At 63.8% G+C, this 17568-nt stretch carries 18 protein-coding genes; 16 read left to right on the top strand and 2 right to left on the bottom strand.

The features are described from left to right. Window positions 1-103 precede the first annotated feature (103 nt). The 6 genes from ACW5W4_RS07520 (at window position 104) to ACW5W4_RS07545 (ending at window position 6339) form a co-directional block, all read left to right on the top strand. On the top strand, window positions 104-1366 hold the full coding sequence (locus ACW5W4_RS07520) for a GntP family permease (protein WP_427261919.1): 1263 nt from the start codon (window positions 104-106) through the stop codon (window positions 1364-1366). 9 nt (window positions 1367-1375) lie between these two features. Continuing rightward, the gene (locus ACW5W4_RS07525) at window positions 1376-2509 is read left to right on the top strand and encodes a glycerate kinase (protein WP_456688959.1); all 1134 of its coding nucleotides are present in this window, start codon (window positions 1376-1378) and stop codon (window positions 2507-2509) included. A gap of 148 nt (window positions 2510-2657) precedes the next feature. Continuing rightward, window positions 2658-3221: an NnrU family protein gene (locus tag ACW5W4_RS07530; protein WP_456688960.1), complete on the top strand. Its 564-nt coding sequence runs from the start codon at window positions 2658-2660 to the stop codon at window positions 3219-3221. A gap of 60 nt (window positions 3222-3281) precedes the next feature. Continuing rightward, window positions 3282-3818: a glutathione peroxidase gene (locus ACW5W4_RS07535; protein WP_456688961.1), complete on the top strand. Its 537-nt coding sequence runs from the start codon at window positions 3282-3284 to the stop codon at window positions 3816-3818. Window positions 3819-4025: 207 nt separating this feature from the next. Beyond that, window positions 4026-4961: a LysR family transcriptional regulator gene (locus tag ACW5W4_RS07540; protein WP_456688962.1), complete on the top strand. Its 936-nt coding sequence runs from the start codon at window positions 4026-4028 to the stop codon at window positions 4959-4961. Window positions 4962-5142: 181 nt separating this feature from the next. Beyond that, window positions 5143-6339, top strand: a complete 1197-nt coding sequence (locus tag ACW5W4_RS07545; protein WP_456688963.1) for a NupC/NupG family nucleoside CNT transporter — start codon at window positions 5143-5145, stop codon at window positions 6337-6339. Window positions 6340-6619: 280 nt separating this feature from the next. On the opposite strand, the gene arfB is transcribed toward ACW5W4_RS07545, so the two are convergent. Continuing rightward, a complete protein-coding gene (gene arfB, locus ACW5W4_RS07550) occupies window positions 6620-7036 on the bottom strand; it encodes an alternative ribosome rescue aminoacyl-tRNA hydrolase ArfB (protein WP_408793644.1) in 417 nt (138 codons plus the stop codon). Window positions 7037-7238: 202 nt separating this feature from the next. On the opposite strand from arfB, the gene glnK reads away from it, so the two are divergent. The 6 genes from glnK to ACW5W4_RS07580 all read left to right on the top strand — a co-directional run bounded on the left by glnK (window position 7239) and on the right by ACW5W4_RS07580 (window position 13793). Next, complete coding sequence (glnK, locus tag ACW5W4_RS07555) at window positions 7239-7577, top strand: P-II family nitrogen regulator (protein ID WP_041995187.1); 339 nt, start codon at window positions 7239-7241, stop codon at window positions 7575-7577. A 33-nt stretch (window positions 7578-7610) separates the two neighbouring features. Then, window positions 7611-8852 carry an ammonium transporter gene (locus ACW5W4_RS07560; protein ID WP_041995185.1) on the top strand — a complete coding sequence of 414 codons (1242 nt, stop codon included), beginning with the start codon at window positions 7611-7613 and terminating at the stop codon, window positions 8850-8852. Between the two features lie 172 nt (window positions 8853-9024). Beyond that, the gene (locus tag ACW5W4_RS07565) at window positions 9025-10032 is read left to right on the top strand and encodes a Fe(3+) ABC transporter substrate-binding protein (protein ID WP_456689015.1); all 1008 of its coding nucleotides are present in this window, start codon (window positions 9025-9027) and stop codon (window positions 10030-10032) included. Window positions 10033-10071: 39 nt separating this feature from the next. Beyond that, window positions 10072-11697 (top strand): ABC transporter permease, encoded by a 1626-nt coding sequence (locus tag ACW5W4_RS07570; protein ID WP_456688964.1) that lies wholly within the window; start codon window positions 10072-10074, stop codon window positions 11695-11697. Window positions 11698-11759: 62 nt separating this feature from the next. Next, complete coding sequence (locus tag ACW5W4_RS07575) at window positions 11760-12791, top strand: ABC transporter ATP-binding protein (RefSeq protein WP_456688965.1); 1032 nt, start codon at window positions 11760-11762, stop codon at window positions 12789-12791. Between the two features lie 96 nt (window positions 12792-12887). After that, window positions 12888-13793 (top strand): Dyp-type peroxidase, encoded by a 906-nt coding sequence (locus tag ACW5W4_RS07580; RefSeq protein ID WP_456688966.1) that lies wholly within the window; start codon window positions 12888-12890, stop codon window positions 13791-13793. A 98-nt stretch (window positions 13794-13891) separates the two neighbouring features. On the opposite strand, the gene argR is transcribed toward ACW5W4_RS07580, so the two are convergent. Next, window positions 13892-14362, bottom strand: a complete 471-nt coding sequence (gene argR, locus ACW5W4_RS07585) for a transcriptional regulator ArgR (protein WP_005308670.1) — start codon at window positions 14360-14362, stop codon at window positions 13892-13894. Between the two features lie 201 nt (window positions 14363-14563). On the opposite strand from argR, the gene ACW5W4_RS07590 reads away from it, so the two are divergent. From ACW5W4_RS07590 to artM, 4 genes are read left to right on the top strand one after another with little or no spacing between them, the layout of a single operon-like run. After that, the gene (locus ACW5W4_RS07590; protein ID WP_456688967.1) at window positions 14564-15304 is read left to right on the top strand and encodes an ATP-binding cassette domain-containing protein; all 741 of its coding nucleotides are present in this window, start codon (window positions 14564-14566) and stop codon (window positions 15302-15304) included. 28 nt (window positions 15305-15332) lie between these two features. Further along, entirely contained in the window at window positions 15333-16070 is a 738-nt protein-coding gene (locus ACW5W4_RS07595; protein ID WP_427262076.1) for a transporter substrate-binding domain-containing protein, read from the top strand. Window positions 16071-16073: 3 nt separating this feature from the next. Then, window positions 16074-16724, top strand: coding sequence for an arginine ABC transporter permease ArtQ (artQ, locus tag ACW5W4_RS07600; RefSeq protein ID WP_456688968.1), 651 nt, complete (start codon window positions 16074-16076; stop codon window positions 16722-16724). Window positions 16725-16726: 2 nt separating this feature from the next. Continuing rightward, a complete protein-coding gene (gene artM / locus ACW5W4_RS07605) occupies window positions 16727-17389 on the top strand; it encodes an arginine ABC transporter permease ArtM (RefSeq protein WP_456688969.1) in 663 nt (220 codons plus the stop codon). The last annotated feature ends 179 nt before the right edge of the window (window positions 17390-17568 follow it).

Here is a 17568-nt window from a genome sequence, read left to right on the forward strand (position 1 = left end):
AAAAACCATCCTTTCACAGCTGGTTTTTTTGGCATTTATTACAAAGCTTTCCCGCGCCGGATCCCGATAATGGCGACCATCTTCACAGCTCAAGGTGCTCGTCATGATCCCGGTTACCGCCCTTGGTGCCCTCGCGGCACTCTCCATCGCCATCTTCCTCATCCTGAAGAAGGTCCCACCCGCCTACGGCATGATAGTCGGCGCCCTGGCCGGCGGCCTGATCGGCGGCGCCGATCTGACCCAGACCGTCGCCCTGATGATCGGCGGCGCCCAGGGGATCACCACGGCGGTGATGAGGATCCTGGCGGCCGGGGTGCTGGCGGGCGTCTTGATTGAATCGGGTGCCGCCACCACCATCGCCGAGACCATAGTCCGCAAACTCGGTGAGACCCGGGCCCTGCTGGCCCTGGCCCTGGCCACCCTGATCCTGACCGCGGTTGGCGTCTTCGTGGACGTGGCCGTCATCACGGTCGCCCCCATCGCGCTCGCCATCGCCCGGCGCGCCGATCTCTCCAAACCGGCCATATTGCTGGCCATGATTGGGGGCGGCAAGGCGGGCAACGTCATGTCGCCCAATCCCAACGCCATCGCGGCGGCGGATGCCTTCCACCTGCCCCTCACCTCGGTGATGGCGGCCGGCATCATCCCGGGTCTGTTCGGGCTGGTGATGGCCTACTGGCTCGCCAAGCGCCTCAACAGCCGGGGCAGCAAGGTGGCCGCCGACGAGGTGGTGAGCTTCAATGGCAGCAAGCTGCCGGGCTTTGCCGCCGCCATCAGCGCCCCCCTGGTGGCCATACTGCTGCTGGCCCTGCGCCCGGTGGCTGGCATAGTGGTGGACCCGCTCATCGCCCTGCCCCTCGGCGGCCTGGTCGGCGCCCTGATGATGGGCAAGTTTCGCAAGGTGAACCAGTTTGCGGTATCGGGTCTGGCCCGCATGGCGCCGGTTGCCATCATGCTGCTGGGGACGGGTACCCTGGCGGGCATCATCGCCAACTCGGGCCTGAAGGATGTGCTCATCAGCGGCCTGACCGCTTCCGGTCTGCCCTCCTACCTGCTGGCCCCCATCTCGGGCGCCCTGATGTCGCTGGCCACCGCCTCGACCACGGCCGGTACCGTGGTGGCGTCCAACGTCTTCAGCACTACCCTGATGGAGCTGGGGGTGAGCGGTCTGGCGGGGGCCGCCATGATCCATGCCGGTGCCACCGTGTTCGACCACATGCCCCACGGCTCCTTCTTCCACGCCACCGGGGGCAGCGTCCACATGGGGGTGGGCGAGCGCCTCAAGCTCATTCCCTACGAAACCGCGGTCGGTCTGACCATTGCCGCCGTCTCCACCCTGATGTTTGGCGTGTTTGGTCTCGCCTGAGGAACGGATATGAACATTGTGATCGCCCCGGATTCATTCAAGGAGAGCCTGAGCGCCATGGCGGTGGCCGATGCCATCGAGGCCGGTTTCAGGCAGGTATTTCCCCATGCCACCTACGTCAAGCTGCCCATGGCCGATGGCGGCGAGGGGACGGTGCAGTCCCTGGTGGACGCCACCGGGGGACGCATCGTCACCGTCGAAGTGACGGCGCCCCTGGGGGAGCGGGTTGAGGGGTTCCTCGGCCTGCTGGGGGATGGCAAGCGCGCCGTCATCGAGATGGCGGCCGCCTCCGGCCTGCATCTGGTGGCGCCCGAGCGGCGCAATCCGCGGCTCACTTCCAGCATCGGCACCGGGGAGCTGATCTTGGCGGCCCTGGATCTGGGGGTGAACCACCTCATCCTCGGCATCGGCGGCAGCGCCACCAATGACGGCGGCGCCGGCATGATCCAGGCCCTCGGCGGCAAGCTCCTGCAAGCAGATGGTACCCCCATAGCACCGGGCGGCGCCGGTCTCGGCGAGCTCGCCACCATAGACCTGAGCGGGCTGGACACCCGTCTGGCCGGGCTCACCATAGAGGTGGCCTGCGACGTGGACAACCCGCTGTGCGGCCCGAAAGGCGCCTCCGCCGTGTTCGGTCCCCAGAAGGGGGCGACTCCCGAGATGGTGGCCGAGCTGGATGCCAATCTGGCCCGCTACGCGGATTGCATCGAGCAGGCCCTGGGCCGCCAGGTGAAGGAGATCCCGGGCACCGGGGCCGCCGGTGGCATGGGGGCCGCTCTGGTGGGCCTGCTCGGCGCCGAACTCAAACCCGGCATCCAGATCGTCATCGAGGCGCTGAAGCTGGCCGAGGCGGTGGCCGGGGCGGATCTGGTGATTACCGGCGAGGGGCGCATCGACAGCCAGACCATCCACGGCAAGACCCCCATAGGGGTGGCCCGCTGCGCCAAGCGGTTTGGCAAGCCGGTGATCGGCATCGCCGGTTGCCTCACCGACGACTGCGGCCTGGTCCATGAGCACGGCATCGATGCGGTGTTCGCCGTGGTCAACCGGGCCATGTCCCTGCCCGAGGCCCTGGCCACCGCCAGCACCAATGTGCAACTCACGGCCCGCAATGTGGCAGCCCTCTACCGACTGGGCCTCTGATCCCGTCGTCACCCCGTGTGGCGTTTGCCAATACCGGCCCCTGGCCGGTATTTTTTTCACCTCTGTTCTGCCCAGCGAGCCCAGTGGTTTCTGTAGGCCAGCGGGGCCGTTTGCGTCATAGTGATGGCCTGACGACGAGGAGGTGACCATGTTGATGCTGATCCTGGGAGTGCTGCTGTTCACGCTGGTACACCTCTACCCCTGCTTCGCCCGGGCCCATCGCGCCAGGCTCAGGGCGCGGCTGGGGGAGAACCGCTACAAGGGCTGTTTCTCCCTGCTGCTGCTGGTGGCCATCGCCCTCATCATCGCCGGCTGGCGCAGCCTCTATCCCATGCCGCTCTACTTCCTGCCCGCCTGGGGCCCCATGGCCGCCCAGGGCTTGATGCCGCTGGCCCTGATCCTCTTCTTCGCCGGCCAGGGGCCGAACCATTTTCGGCGCTGGTTGCGCCACCCCCAGCTGCTTGGGGTGCTGATCTGGAGTGGTGCCCACCTGCTGGTCAATGCCGAGGCCCGCTCCCTGGTGCTGTTCGGCGGCCTGGGCACCTGGGCGCTGGTGAGCATCATCTGGATATCGCTTCGTGACTGGGGCCAGGTAGCCATACCCGAGGCGAACTGGCAGGGTACCTTGGTGACGCTGGCCCTGGGATTGGCGGCCAGCGCCCTGCTCATCTTCTGGGGCCATGGCTGGCTGACCGGCATTGCGCTTTATTGAGAGTGAACCCGGCGGGCGGGCGCCGCGTATGACGGATAAACCGATAGAGGAGTGCTGGCGATGAAATGGAGTGCCCTGTGGTTGCTGTTGGGGAGCGGGATGGCATCCGCCGCCTGCCCCGACTATTTCAATGTGGAGATGCGGGAGCTCAACGGCACCCAGCGCCACAACCTCTGCCAGCTGACCGGCGGCAAGGTGGTGCTGGTGGTCAATACCGCGTCCTATTGTGGCTACAGCGGCCAGTTCCGGGATCTGGAGCGGCTCTATCAGGATCACAAGGCGGAGGGGTTGATGGTGCTGGGCTTCCCCTCCAACGACTTCTGGCAGGAGGCCGATGACGAGAACAAGACCGCCGAGGTGTGTCGCCGGGATTACGGGGTCAGCTTCCCCATGTTCAACCGGGTGGCGGTACGTGGCGCCGATGCGGCGCCCCTGTTCAAGGGGCTGGCCGCCGCGGCCGACGGGGATGCCCCCAACTGGAACTTTCACAAGTACCTGGTGGGCCGTGATGGCGAGTTGATTGGCAGCTATGGCGCCAGACAGAGCCCGGCGGCCGATCCCTTGCTGCGGGAGCTCAAGGGGGCCCTCGGCCGCTAGCCATCAGGGTCGATGGCAGGGCGTCCCGACCCTTCGCCATCACGGCTCAGGGTGCCTGGCACTGAGTCCTCGGTGGTTAACCATGGCGGCATGGGGCAGGGCGCCCGCCCGCAAGGGGGACGCGGCCCTACCCCCGACCGGGCGGCTCTGGAATAATGGAGGCCCGCCCCCCAACCTGGTGACCCCGTGCTGCACCGATTGCCGCAAATGTTGATCTTCGATGCCCTGGTCCGCGAGCAGGGCATCTCCGCCGCCGCCAGGCGCCTTGGCGTCTCCAAGTCCCATATCAGCAAGCAGCTGGCCCAGCTCGAGGCCGATCTCGGTGCCCAGCTGGTGCAGCGCACCACCCGCCGCTTCGCCCTGACCGAGCTGGGCCAGGAGTATGCCCGCCACTGCCGGACCCTGGTGGCGGTGGCCCTGGAGGCAGAATCCATGGTGGCGGACAGGCGCGGCAAGGTGAGCGGCGTGCTCCACCTCGGGGTAGGCCAGTCCTTTGGCCGCCTGCACGTGATCCCGCGGCTCAAGGCGTTTCAGCAGCGCTACCCCGAGCTGGAGCTGGAGGTCTCCCTGTTCGACCACAGGACCAACCTGGTGGATGAGGGGCTGGATCTCTGGATCACCACCTATGAGGACAAGCCAGAGGGGCTGATAGGGCAGCGCCTGGCCGACATCGGCTTCGTGCTGGTGGCCTCGCCCGATTATCTGCTCGGCCACGGCACCCCGCTGACCCCCAAGGATCTGCTTCACCACAACTGCATCACCTATCAGAGCCGGGAGCGGCGCTATCACGAGTGGCACTTTCGCAAGGGAAAGGAGCGCCAGAGCGTGCAGGTGGCGGGCAACTATCGGGTCGATCTGGCGGAAGCGGTACGCGACGCCGCCCTGGCCGGACTGGGGGTGGCCTATATCGCCAACTACCTGCTGGACAAGGAGCTGCAATCGGGCGCCCTGATCCCCCTGCTGCCGGACTGGCGCCCGAGCCAGAAGATGGCGGTGCACGCCGTCTATGCCAGGCGCGAACACCTGGATCCCAAGATCCGTCTGTTCATCGATTTTCTCAAGGAGGGGTTCGGCCAGGAGCCCTATTGGGCGCGGCGGCTCGCCCCCTGGGTCGGGGGGAAATTGTCCGGTGTGGAGGAATAATTGTTTCCATCAAGAAACACTGGCTTTCGCCTGATACCAAAATCGAGCCAAATCAGGCAGTTGGCGAAACCCGCGTGGAGCAAACGTTTTTGCTAACAGGGCTGTAACGCAGGTGCACTTGCCGGGCCGGGCAGGGGCGCGCAGAATCCGCGCCCATCGAAAATCCCTGATGGAGTCCCCCATGATCGCCCTGCTCGGCATGCTCTGTATCCTGGCGCTCGCCGCCCTCTGCTCCGATAACCGTCGTCGTATTCCCTTGAGAACAGTGGGCGGCGCCCTCTGCCTGCAGGTGATTTTTGCCGCCCTGGTGCTCTGGTTGCCGGCCGGGCAGCGGGTGCTCAACGCCGTCAGCGAGAGCGTGAGCAATGTCATCGGTTACGGTCAGGAGGGGATCGCCTTCCTGTTCGGGGATCTCGCCAAGTTCAAGCTGGGCTTCATCTTTGCGTTCAACGTGCTGCCCGTCATCATCTTCTTCTCCGCCGTCATCGCCATCCTCTACCACATCGGTCTGATGCCGCGGATCATCGCCCTGCTGGGCGGCGGCCTGCAACGGTTGCTGGGAACGGGCCGGGCCGAGAGCCTCTCCGCCACCGCCAACATCTTCGTCGGCATGGTGGAGGCCCCCCTGGTGGTCAAACCCTATCTCGCCAAGATGTCCGACTCCCAGTTCTTCGCGGTGATGAGCTGCGGCCTGGCCTCGGTCGCCGGTGGCACCCTGGTGGGCTACGCCAGCCTGGGGGTGGAGCTGAAATACCTGATCGCCGCAGCCTTCATGTCGGCGCCTGCGGGTCTGGCCATGGCCAAGATCCTGGTGCCCCCGGCCGAGCATGAGCAGGATCACCATCAGGACGTGGAGATCCCCCGTGCCACCAACGTGATCGAGGCGGCGGCCGACGGCGCCATGGCCGGTCTCAATATCGCGGTCGCCGTGGGGGCCACCCTGCTGGCCTTCGTCGGGGTGATCGCCCTGCTCAACGGCCTGCTCGGCTGGGGTGGCGCTCTGTTTGGCTGGGAACTGAGTTTCCAGATCATCCTGGGCTGGCTGTTTGCCCCCGTCTCCTGGCTCATCGGTGTGCCCTGGGATCAGGCCCAGGCGGCTGGCGCCCTGATCGGCACCAAGGTGGTCATCAACGAATTCGTCGCCTTCATCGCCCTGGTGCAGGATCAGACCCTGAGCGCCTCGAGCAAGGCCATCGTCACCTTCGCCCTGTGCGGCTTTGCCAACATCTCCTCCATGGCGATCCTGATCGGCGGCCTGGGCGCCATGGTGCCGGAACGCAAGGCCTTCATCTCTCGCTACGGCATGCGAGCCATCTTGGCAGGGGTGCTCGCCAACCTGATGAGCGCCGCGCTGGCAGGCTTGTTCCTCGCCCTCTGATTGACCCCTGAAGCTAGCACCTTCCGGTCATGGCCCGCCTCGGCGGGCCTTTTTTATGGCCGCCTCCCGGGGCGCTGGCGGCGGACACAAAAAAAGCGCCTCTGGGGAGGCGCGGGAAAACAGATCGGAAGCGTCACATGGGTGCACCTGCATGGTGGTACGCCACCAGGTACGTCCGCATCATGCCAGCGGCTTCCTGAAGCCCTTCTGAGAAGCCCCTTCATCCTGTGTTCATTCTCCCTGCTCTTGTCATGGGTACCCGGCCTCGGGCCGAACCGCCTCACTCCAGGTTTATCTTGCCGCGCCCGGACTTGATGTCCCCCTTGCGTTTCTTGGCTTCGACCCGTCTGCGCTGGGAGCCCTTGGTCGGCTTGGTGGGGCGCCGCGTCTTGGGGCGCCATGCCGCCTTGGTCAGCAGTTCGACCAGCCGGTTCATGGCCTCCTTGCGGTTCATGTCCTGGCTGCGATGGGTCTCGACCCGGATCAGGATGAAGCCGTCGTGGACCCGGCTGTCGCTGAGCTTGTCCAGGCCCTCCTTGTAGAGGTCCGGCAGGCTGGGGGAGTGGCGGTAATCGAAGCGCAGCCAGACGGCGGAATCCGTCTTGTTGACATGCTGCCCCCCGGCGCCCTGGGCGCGCATGGCCTGGAATTGCAGCTCGTGCCAGGGCAGGGTCACGCTGTTGGAGATGACTAGCATGGGGTCACTGAACCAAGTTGGTGCATTTTTTAACCTTGTTTAAGGATGGTGCCTCGTTGTGGGGCACGCTGCTCTCCCTTGGGGAGCCTGGCCGGAGGCTGTGGCAGGGAAAAGAGTTATCTGTCTGAAAAATAACAACATAAATTATTGGCACAAGAATTGATTGCTCTATATCGACACACCATGGATTGGGAGCAACCAGATGAAACTGATTACTGCGATTATCAAGCCCTTCAAGTTGGACGATGTTCGTGAAGCCATTGCCAACCTCGGGGTCGAGGGGTTGACCGTCTCCGAGGTCAAGGGGTTTGGCCGTCAGAAGGGACACACCGAATTGTACCGTGGCGCCGAGTATCAGGTCGACTTTCTGCCCAAGGTCAAGCTGGAGATAGCCACCATAGCCGACAACGTGGAGAGCGTGATCGAAGCAATCTGCAAGGCCGCCTACACCGGCAAGATAGGTGACGGCAAAATTTTCGTATACGACCTGCAGCAGGCGGTGCGGATCCGTACCGGTGAAACCGACGCCGAAGCGCTGTAAGCAACCAAGATAGAGAGCTGGTAGGAGAGAATCATGGAAGAGTTAGCCAAGAGTGTCAGTGAGCTGCGGTTTGCGCTGGACACCTTTTATCTGTTGATGTCCGGTGTGCTGGTCATGTGGATGACCGCCGGTTTCGCCATGCTGGAAGCGGGTCTGGTGCGCGCCAAGAACACCACAGAGATCCTGACCAAGAACATTTTGCTGTATACCATCGCCTGCGTCATGTACCTGCTGATCGGCTACAACATCATGTACGTCGACAACGGCGCCGGCGGCTGGCTGCCCAGCTTCGGCACCCTGATCGGCACCCAGGCCGAAGATGCCAGCCACTCGCTCGAGTCTGACTTCTTCTTCCAGGTGGTGTTCGTGGCGACCGCGACCTCCATCGTCTCCGGCGCCGTCGCCGAGCGGATGAAGCTCTGGTCCTTCTTGCTGTTCTGCGTGGTGATGACGGGTGTCATCTACCCGGTCGAGGGTTACTGGACCTGGGGTGGCGGCTTCCTGAAAGAGGCGGGCTTCTCCGACTTCGCCGGCTCCGGCATAGTGCACCTCGCCGGTGCCGCCGCCGCCCTGGCCGCCGTGCTGATCCTGGGTGCGCGCCGTGGCAAATATGGCAAGAACGGCGAGATCTACCCGATCCCTGGCTCCAACCTGCCGCTCGCGACCCTGGGGACCCTGATCCTGTGGATGGGTTGGTTCGGCTTCAACGGCGGCTCTCAGCTGATGCTGTCCGATGCGGCCAACGCCACCGCCATCGGTGCCGTCTTCGTCAACACCAATGCCGCCGCCGCGACCGGCGCCCTCGGCGCCCTGCTGGTGACCAAGCTGACCTGGGGCAAGGCCGACCTGACCATGGTATTGAACGGCGCCCTGGCTGGCCTGGTGGCCATCACGGCCGACCCCGCCTCCCCGAGCCCGCTGTTCGCGAGCCTGATCGGTGTGCTGGCCGGCGTGCTGGTGGTCTATGCCATCGTCTGCTTCGACAAGGTCAAGATCGATGATCCGGTCGGTGCCCTCTCGGTACACGGTGTCTGCGGCTTCTTCGGCCTGATGGTCGTGCCCTTCAGCAACGAGGCGACCACCTTCGGAGCCCAGCTGCTCGGCGCCGCGGTTATCTTCGGTTGGGTCTTCCTTGCCTCCCTGCTGGTGTGGGCAGTGCTGAAGGCGACCCTGGGTGTCCGGGTGAGCGAAGAGGAAGAGATGATGGGTGTGGACATGCACGAATGCGGTGTGGATGCCTACCCCGAATTCGTGACGGTCAAAGCTAGCCACTGATAACGAAGGCTGTCATGCAGGGCCGGATGGGATTCCATCCGGCCCTTTTTATTCATCGTGGAGTAAATATGTGAGCCAGCGCAAGGGATCGTCTTGCGATGGGGCAAGCTGCTGGGGCAGAATGCAAACAACAATAGTTCTCACTCTATCCACCCAAGGGATTGACTCCATGATGAAGAAGACTCTGTTGGCCATGGCCTTTACCGCCATCTCCACGCCGGCTGCCCTGGCCGCACAGCAGGTGAATGTTTACTCGAGCCGTCAGGATGAGCTGATCAAACCCATCATCCAGCAGTTCGAGCAGGAGTCGGGGATCAAGGTCAACGTGGTGTTCGCCAAAGAGGGCCTCAACGAGCGGCTGGAGCGCGAGGGCAAACTCTCACCGGCCGACCTGATGCTGACCGTCGACATCAGCCGCCTGACCGATCTGGTCGACAAGGGCCTGGTGCAGCCTGTGGACAGCAAGCTGCTGCAGGAGAACATCCCGGCCGCCTACCGTGATCCGGACAACCAGTGGTTCGCCCTGACCACCCGGGTGCGCGCCATCTACTCCAGCAAGGAGCGTCTGGGCAAGCTCGACACCATCAGCTACGAAGATCTGGTCAAGCCTGAATTCAAAGGGAAAATTTGTACACGCAGCGGCAAGCACGAGTACAATGTCGCCCTGGTCTCCTCCATGATCGCCCATCACGGCATGGCGGACGCCAAGACCTGGCTGGAAGGGGTCAAGGTCAACCTGGCGCGCAAGCCCCAGGGTAACGATCGGGATCAGGTCAAGGCGATCAAGGATGGCATCTGCGACATCTCCCTGGGCAACAGCTACTACCTGGGCGCCATGTTGAAGGATCCGGCGCAGCAGTCCTGGGCCGACGCGGTCGAGATCAACTTCCCGAACCAGACCAATCGCGGCGCCCATGTCAACGTGAGCGGCGTGGCCATGACCAAGTACGCCAAGAACAAGGTAGAAGCCCAGAAGCTGATGGAGTTCCTGGCCGGCGACAAGGCGCAGCACATGTACGCGGACGTGAATGCCGAGTACCCGGTCAAGCCCGGCGTTGAACCGTCCGCCATGGTCAAGTCCTGGGGCGATTTCAAGGTCGATGCCCTGCCGGTCAGCGATTATGCCAAGCACCGCAAGGATGCCCTGGCGCTGCTCGACGAAGTCCAGTTCGATCTGTAATCCGATGGGGCCAGGTGCCCCATCCATTTTTGTGGACTCATGAAACGATTTGGTTGGATAGCCAGCGGTTGGGCCTGCGCCCTGCTGCTGGTTTTGCCCGTTCTGGCACTGCTGTTTTCCGCGCTCTCGGCGGATGGGGATCTGTTCGCCCATCTGGCCGATACCGTGCTCTCCACCTACTTCATCAATACCCTGTTGCTGGTGCTGGGGGTCGTCCTGCTCAGCCTGCTGTTCGGGGTGCCCACCGCCTGGCTGGTCGCCATGTGCCAGGTGCCGGGTCGCCGCGCCCTGCAGTGGGCGCTGATGCTGCCCATGGCCATGCCCTCCTACATAGTGGCCTATGTCTACACCGACTTGTTTGATTACTCAGGCCCGGTGCAGGCCAGCCTGCGAGCCCTGCTTGACTGGCAGAGCCCGGCGGATTACTGGTTCCCGGCCATCCGCTCCCTCGGCGGCGCCGCCTGGGTATTGGCCCTGGTGCTGTTTCCCTATGTCTACCTGTTGGCGCGGGCCTCCTTCCTGGAGCAGTCGGTCAGCCTGATCCAGTCGAGCCGCCTGCTGGGGTGCACTCCCTGGCAGAGTTTTCGCCGCCTCAGCCTGCCCCTGGCTCGCCCCGCCATCATGGTCGGCGTCTCCCTGGTAGCCATGGAGACGCTGGCGGATTTTGCGACCGTGCACTTCTTTGCCATCAACACCCTGACCACCGCCGTCTATGACACCTGGCTCGGCTATGGCAGCCTGGCCACGGCGGCCAAGCTCTCCTGTCTGATGCTGCTGGCGGTGGTCTTGCTGATCGCGCTGGAGCGGCGCTCCCGGGCCCGTCAGCAGGTGTTCCAGAAGTCCATGGGCTTCGAGCAGCCGCTGCGTTATCCCCTCGGGGGCATGGGGCGTTGGCTGGCCGGGTGCTGGTGCTGGGGCCTGGTCGTGGCGGGCTTCATACTGCCGTTCGCCATCCTGCTCGATTACGGGGTGCGCTATTTCGCCCTCTCATGGACGCCGGAATTTGTCCGCTTCGCCGGCAACAGCCTGATCATCGCCACCCTGACAGCCCTGCTGGCCATGGGGGTGGCCCTGCTGCTCGGCTTCTTCCGCCGTCTCGATGGCGGGATCAAGAGCCTGATCCCCCTGCGCCTGGCCGCCCTGGGTTATGCCATGCCGGGCACCGTGCTCGCCATCGGCGTGCTGGTGCCGCTCACGGCCCTCGACTTTGCCATCAATGATCTGGCCGAGTGGCTGGGGAGGCAGGGGCCCGGCCTGCTGCTGACCGGCACCCTCACCGCCATCGTCTTCGGCTATCTGGTACGCTTCGTGGCGATCGCCATCGGCTCGGTGGAGAGCAGCCTTGGCAAGATCTCCCCCAGCCTCGACATGGCGGCCCGCTCCCTGGGGCAGGGGGCGGGTGGCATGCTCAGGCGGGTGCACCTGCCCCTGGTGCGGCGCGGCCTGTTCGCCGGCGCCATGCTGGTGTTCATCGAATCCATGAAGGAGTTGCCCGCCGCCCTGCTGCTGCGGCCATTCAACTTCGAGACCCTGGCCACCCATGTCTACCAGTTCGTGTCGGACGAGATGCTCGAACGGGGCGCCCTCGGCGCCATCGTCATCGTGCTGGTCGGTCTGGTGCCCCTGATCTGGGTCAACCGCAGCCTGGATGGCAAGGGCCACTGAGCCCGCTTTACATCTGGTGGCCCGGCCCAGGCCCGGCACCAAGGAACGAGAGGATATGAGCCGTGTCTTGTTTGCAGATTGAGGGCGTCAGTTGCCGTTACAACGGGCGCAATGTGCTGGAGCAGCTCTCCCTGTCGGTGGCCGACAACGAGATCGTCTGCCTGCTGGGGGCGAGCGGCTGCGGCAAGACCACGCTGCTCAAGGCCATCGCCGGCTTGCTGCCTCTGGCAGAGGGTCGCATTCTGCTCGGCGATCAGCTGCTCGACGGCCCCGGGGTGACCATGGCGCCGGAGGCCAGGGGCATTGGCATGATCTTCCAGGACTATGCCCTCTTCCCCCATCTGACGGTGGCCGAGAACATCGGCTTTGGCCTGGAGGGGCAGGGCCGGCGCGAGCGCCGCGAGGCGGTGGAGGCGTCCCTCAACCTGGTCAACCTGCAGGGGCTGGGGGATCGCTATCCTCATCAGCTCTCCGGTGGCCAGCAGCAACGGGTCGCCATCGCCCGCGCCCTGGTGTGCAAGCCCAGGTTGATGCTGCTGGACGAACCCTTCTCCAATATCGATACCCAGGTGAGGATGAAGCTCATCCTGGAGATCCGCACCCTGCTCAAGGGGCAGGGGATAGGGGCCGTCTTCGTCAGCCACAGCAAGGAGGAGGCATTTGCCTTCGCCGATCGGCTGGCGCTGTTTCGTGCCGGCCAGATCGAGCAGGTGGGGGAGCCGGAGCGTCTCTATCGCCGTCCCGAGAACCGCTTCGTGGCCGAGTTCCTCGGTGGGGTCAACTATCTGGACGCCGAGGTGGTGGACGCGTGGAGCCTGACCACGGCCATCGGTACCATACGTGGCAGCGAGCCCCATGGCCGCCCCCTGGGCGCCCGCCTGCAGCTGATGCTCAGGCCCCAGCAGTTGCAGCTCAGTGGGGACGAGGCGGGGCCGCTCACCCTGGTGGAGCAGCAGTTCCTCGGCCATCACTGCCGGGTGCAGCTGGCCTGTGGCGCACAGCTCCTGGAGGCCAGCATCAGCGAGCCCCTGACCCGGGGGCGCGCCCGGGTGCAGGTGGAGCCGCATCCTCTGGTGCTGTTCGACCCCTTATGAGGGGCGGGCCCTGCGCCATGTCAAGGATCCAGCCAGTCATTGCTTTATAATCGGGCGACTCTATGATCGACCGATGCTCACACATGGGAGAGATGAATGAACGCCCAAGCCGGGATCTGCGCAGAGCCTAACCTGCATGCCCTCTATCTGATGTTCAACCGGGTCGGCGACCGCGCCGAGCTGGTCCGCCGCCTCGCCAAGGTGCCTACCCTGTGGCAGTCCGTCAGCGCCGATTTTCCCGACGCAGGCTTCTCCGGCCTGCTGGCGGTCGGCTCCGAAGCCTGGGACAGCCTCTACCCGCTGGCGCGTCCGCCCCAGTTTCGCAGCTTCATGGCCCAGGAGGCCAATGGCCAGCAGGCGCCCCACACCCCCTTCGATCTGTTCGTGCAGCTGCGGGCCGATCGGGTCGACGTACTGCACCATGCCGGCCAGCGGCTGATGGCCCTGCTCGGCGGTCTGGTGGAGCTGGCGGAGGAGATGCGCGGTTTTCGCAACCAGGATTGCCGGGATCTGACCGGCTTCGTCGACGGCACCGAGAATCCCCAGGGTGAACACAGGGCCGAGGTGGCGCTGGTGGATGGCGGTGAGTTTGCGGGGGGCTCCTACGTCCACGTCCAGCGCTGGGTGCATGCCATGAGCGAATGGGAGCGACTGGCGCAGAAGGAGCAGGAGGACATCATTGGTCGCACCAAGCAGGACAACATCGAGTACGAGTCCGCCGACAAGCCGCTGACCTCCCACATCAAGCGGGTCAATCTCAAGACCCCCAAGGGTGAGTCCATGGAGATACTGCGCCAGAGCATGCCCTGGGGCACCATGAAGGAGCAGGGGCTCTACTTCATCTCCTGCTGTCGCACCCAGGCGCACTTCAACGCCATGCTGACCAGCATGTACAAGGGGGAGGGCGGCCACTTCGACCACCTGCTGCGCTTCACCAAGGCGGTGACGGGCGCCGCTTTCTTCGCCCCCTCGACTGACTTCCTGCAACGCCAGGGGCAGTGAGGCATCGCCAAACAGGGGCGAGCAGGAGTGAAAACAAAGATCCCGGCCTAGGCCGGGATCTTTCGTTGGGGCCGCACCGCCGTGATGGCGGGGCCCGCTCAGGGAGTCTGTTCGAACAGCTCGAGGGCGGAGAGGTAGAGCTCTTCGATGTCGGTGTCGCTGGTCGGGGTGATGAAGATGGTGTCATCACCGGCGATGGTGCCGAGGATCCCTTCCGCCTTGCCGAGGGAGTCGAGCAGGCGGGCGATGAGCTGGGCCGCCCCCGGGCTGGTGTGGATCACCACCAGGGCGCCGTTGTGGTCCACATCCAGCACCAGGTTCTTGAGGGGGCTGGAGGTGGTGGGCACGCCCAGTTCCACCGGCAGGCAGTAGACCATCTCCATCTTGGCATTGCGGGTGCGAACGGCGCCGAAGCGGCTCAGCATGCGCGATACCTTGGACTGGTTGATGTTTTCGAAACCCATCTCTTGCAGGGCGGTGACTATCTCTGCCTGGGAGCCAAATCGTTCTTCTTTCAGCAAGGCTTTAAAGGCCTTCGCCAGTTTTTCTTGCTTGTCGTTATGCTTCATCTTGGACTCACGAATGAGGGAGGGTGGCGGCCTGTGTAGGGCAGGCGGCAGCTGGTTTCAGCACGGCCATTTTGCATTCATATGCCTTTTTTGGCAAGGAACTGCGGTTTGTACTGCATATCGATGCAAGTTTAGCTTGCATCGCCCCCTGTTGAGATTAAAATCAGGACGAAATTTTGAAAACTTATTCAATCAGGTTGTATGGGTATCGAATTAAAAGCTATCGACAAATCCTGGCATAAGCAGCCTGTCCTGCAACAGGTCTCCTTTCGCACCCATCCCGGCGAAACCCTGGTATTGCTGGGGCCGAGCGGAGCGGGCAAGAGCTCGCTGCTGCGGATGCTCAACCTGCTCGACACCCCGGATGCCGGCACCCTGCGCATCGGTCAGAGTGAATTTTCTTTCCCGTCGACCCTCTCCAAGGGGGAGTTCGCCCGGGAGGCCCAGGCCCTGCGCCGCAAGGTGGGCATGGTGTTCCAGCAGTACAATCTCTGGCCCCATCTGACTGTGTTGGAAAACCTCATCGAGGCGCCCATCAAGGTGCTCGGCATGGGCAGGCAGGCCGCCATCGACAAGGCCGGTTATCTGCTGGCCCAGCTGCAGCTCGCCGACAAGCGGGATGCCTGGCCTGCCCGGCTCTCCGGCGGCCAGCAGCAGCGGGTGGCCATCGCCCGTACCCTGATGATGGATCCCGAGGTCCTGCTGTTTGACGAGCCGACCGCGGCCCTGGATCCCGAGATAACCAAGGAGGTCGCCCAGATCATCCGCGGCCTCGGGGAGACGGGGATCACCCAGGTGGTGGTGACCCATGAGGTCGATTTCGCCCGCAAGGTCGCCAGCCAGGTGATCTACCTGGAGCGGGGCCAGATAGTGGAAGCGGGCTCCACCGAGATCTTCGCATCGCCCCAGACCCGTCGTTTTGCCGAGTTTCTGAATCACTGAATCACTTCATTTTGACAAGGATAAGCACATGAAAAAGATCGCATTGCTGGCCGTGGCCATGGGCGTATTGAGCACCTCCGCCCTGGCCAAAGAGATCAAGTTCGTCACCGAGGCGACCTATGCACCGTTCGAGTATCTGGATGACAAGAACGAGTTTCAGGGGTTCGATATCGATCTGGCCCGCGCCATCTGTGCCCAGGTCAAGCTGGAGTGCAGCTTCCACAACCAGGCCTTTGACAGCCTGATCCCCAGCCTCAAGTTCCGTCGTTTCGATGCCGCCATCGCCGCCATGGATGTGACCCCGGAGCGGGCCGCCCAGGTCGATTTCTCCGACATCTATTACGAGAACTCCGCCGTGTTCGTGGCCAAGAAGGATGCCTTCAAGGGTCCGGAAGCCCTGGTCGACAAGACGGTCGGTGTCCAGAATGGCAGCTCCCACCAGTCCTATCTGGTGGATAACTGGGTCAGCAAGGGGCTGCTCACCGTGCCTTATGCCAGCTATCAGAGCGCCTTCCTCGACATGATGAACGGCCGTACCGATGCCGTGTTTGCCGATACCGCCGTCGCCGCCGACTGGCTCAAGCAGCACAAGGAGTATGCCGTGATGGGCAGCCCGGTCACCGACGCCAAATACTTCGGTACCGGCTTTGGCATCGCCGTGGCCAAGGACAACAAGGAGTTGTTGACCCAGCTGAACAAGGGCCTGGCCGAGATCAAGGCCAACGGCACCTATCAGCAGATCTTCGACAAGTACTTCGCCCAGTAAGCCATGCTGAGTCTGCTGCTTGACGCGACCTGGATGACCCTGGGGTTGGCTTTGGCCTCCCTGGCCGGCGGCATGGTGCTGGCGCTGGCCTTCAGTGCCGCCGAGCTCAGTGGCAAGCCCTGGCTCGGCTGGCCCGTCGCCGCCTTCACCACCCTGGTGCGCGGCCTGCCCGAGCTGCTGGTGGTGCTGTTCATCTACTTCGGCTCGACCCAGGTGCTGTTCCTCATCACCGGCGAGTATGTGGAGTTCAGCCCGTTCGCCTGCGGCGTGCTGGCGCTCTCTCTGCTGTTTGCCAGCTATGCCTGTCAGACGCTGCGGGGTGCCCTCAATGCGGTACCGGCGGGGCAGCGTCAGGCGGCGCAGGCGCTGGGGCTCGGACGGGGACGAACCTTCTTTCGCATCGTCCTGCCCCAGGCCTGGCGTCACGCCCTGCCGGGGCTGGGCAATCAGTGGCTGGTGCTGCTCAAGGACACGGCCCTGGTCTCCCTCATCGGGGTCAACGAGATGATGCGTCAGGCCCAGATGGCGTCGGCCAGCACCTATCAGCCCTTCACTTGGTATGCCACCGCGGCCCTCATCTACCTGGTCATCAGCCTGGTGAGCGAGTTCGGCCTCAAGCAGGCATCCCGCTATACCCGCCGCTACGGAGGTTAGGGATGCAAGACTATCTGATGACCCTGCTTGGGGGATTGGCCACCACCCTGCAGCTCACCGCCTTGAGCCTGCTGCTCGGCGTTGCCATGGCGGCCCTGATGACCTGGGTGCTGGAGCGGCGCATCCCGCTGGCGACCCAGCTGGTGCAACTCTGGGTACTGGTCTTTACCGGCACGCCGCTGCTCATCCAGATCTTCCTCATCTATTACGGGCCCGGCCAGTTCGAGTGGCTTAAATCGGGGCCGCTCTGGCCCATGCTCAAGCAACCTTGGTTCTGCGCCGTGCTGGCACTGGGATTCAATACCGCCGCCTATTCGACCCGCCTGTTCAAGGGGGCGCTCGATGCCATCCCGGCCGGCGAGGTAGAGGCTTGCCGCGCGCTCGGCTTCACGCCGGGACAGACCCTGTGGATGAAGGTGCGTCATGCCGCGCGGCGGCTGGTGCCTGCCTACTCCAACGAGGTGATCCTGGTGCTCAAGGGGAGTTCGCTCGCCAGCACCATCACCATCATGGACATCATGGGGCTGGCCCAGCGCCTCAATGCCCAGACCTATGACACCCTGGCGGTGTTCACGGTGGCGGGCGCCCTCTATCTCACCATGAACGGTTTGTTAACAATTGGCTTTCGCTGGTGCGAACGGCGGGCGCTGGCCTTCCAGGGCTGAACGGCCGATACAGCCTGCCCGGTGGCAGGGAAACGCAGAAAATCTGTGCTTTCCCTCCAACTTTTCACATTTCTCCCTCCCTTTTGCTGCTGGCTGTTCCATAGCTCACAGAACCTGTTGTCACAACTGTTATCAGATTGTTTTTTCGGGGGGGATCCATTAAGGTTGGGCCCACAACA

The sequence above is a fragment of the Aeromonas crassostreae genome (assembly GCF_054052445.1).

Coding starts and splice junctions, on each gene's coding strand:
- ACW5W4_RS07520 (WP_427261919.1), top strand. CDS start 104: ATGATCCCGGTTACCGCCCTTGGTGCCCTCGCGGCACTCTCCATCGCC.
- ACW5W4_RS07525 (WP_456688959.1), top strand. CDS start 1,376: ATGAACATTGTGATCGCCCCGGATTCATTCAAGGAGAGCCTGAGCGCC.
- ACW5W4_RS07530 (WP_456688960.1), top strand. CDS start 2,658: ATGTTGATGCTGATCCTGGGAGTGCTGCTGTTCACGCTGGTACACCTC.
- ACW5W4_RS07535 (WP_456688961.1), top strand. CDS start 3,282: ATGAAATGGAGTGCCCTGTGGTTGCTGTTGGGGAGCGGGATGGCATCC.
- ACW5W4_RS07540 (WP_456688962.1), top strand. CDS start 4,026: ATGTTGATCTTCGATGCCCTGGTCCGCGAGCAGGGCATCTCCGCCGCC.
- ACW5W4_RS07545 (WP_456688963.1), top strand. CDS start 5,143: ATGATCGCCCTGCTCGGCATGCTCTGTATCCTGGCGCTCGCCGCCCTC.
- arfB (WP_408793644.1), bottom strand. CDS start 7,036: ATGCTAGTCATCTCCAACAGCGTGACCCTGCCCTGGCACGAGCTGCAA.
- glnK (WP_041995187.1), top strand. CDS start 7,239: ATGAAACTGATTACTGCGATTATCAAGCCCTTCAAGTTGGACGATGTT.
- ACW5W4_RS07560 (WP_041995185.1), top strand. CDS start 7,611: ATGGAAGAGTTAGCCAAGAGTGTCAGTGAGCTGCGGTTTGCGCTGGAC.
- ACW5W4_RS07565 (WP_456689015.1), top strand. CDS start 9,025: ATGAAGAAGACTCTGTTGGCCATGGCCTTTACCGCCATCTCCACGCCG.
- ACW5W4_RS07570 (WP_456688964.1), top strand. CDS start 10,072: ATGAAACGATTTGGTTGGATAGCCAGCGGTTGGGCCTGCGCCCTGCTG.
- ACW5W4_RS07580 (WP_456688966.1), top strand. CDS start 12,888: ATGAACGCCCAAGCCGGGATCTGCGCAGAGCCTAACCTGCATGCCCTC.
- argR (WP_005308670.1), bottom strand. CDS start 14,362: ATGAAGCATAACGACAAGCAAGAAAAACTGGCGAAGGCCTTTAAAGCC.
- ACW5W4_RS07590 (WP_456688967.1), top strand. CDS start 14,564: ATGGGTATCGAATTAAAAGCTATCGACAAATCCTGGCATAAGCAGCCT.
- ACW5W4_RS07595 (WP_427262076.1), top strand. CDS start 15,333: ATGAAAAAGATCGCATTGCTGGCCGTGGCCATGGGCGTATTGAGCACC.
- artQ (WP_456688968.1), top strand. CDS start 16,074: ATGCTGAGTCTGCTGCTTGACGCGACCTGGATGACCCTGGGGTTGGCT.
- artM (WP_456688969.1), top strand. CDS start 16,727: ATGCAAGACTATCTGATGACCCTGCTTGGGGGATTGGCCACCACCCTG.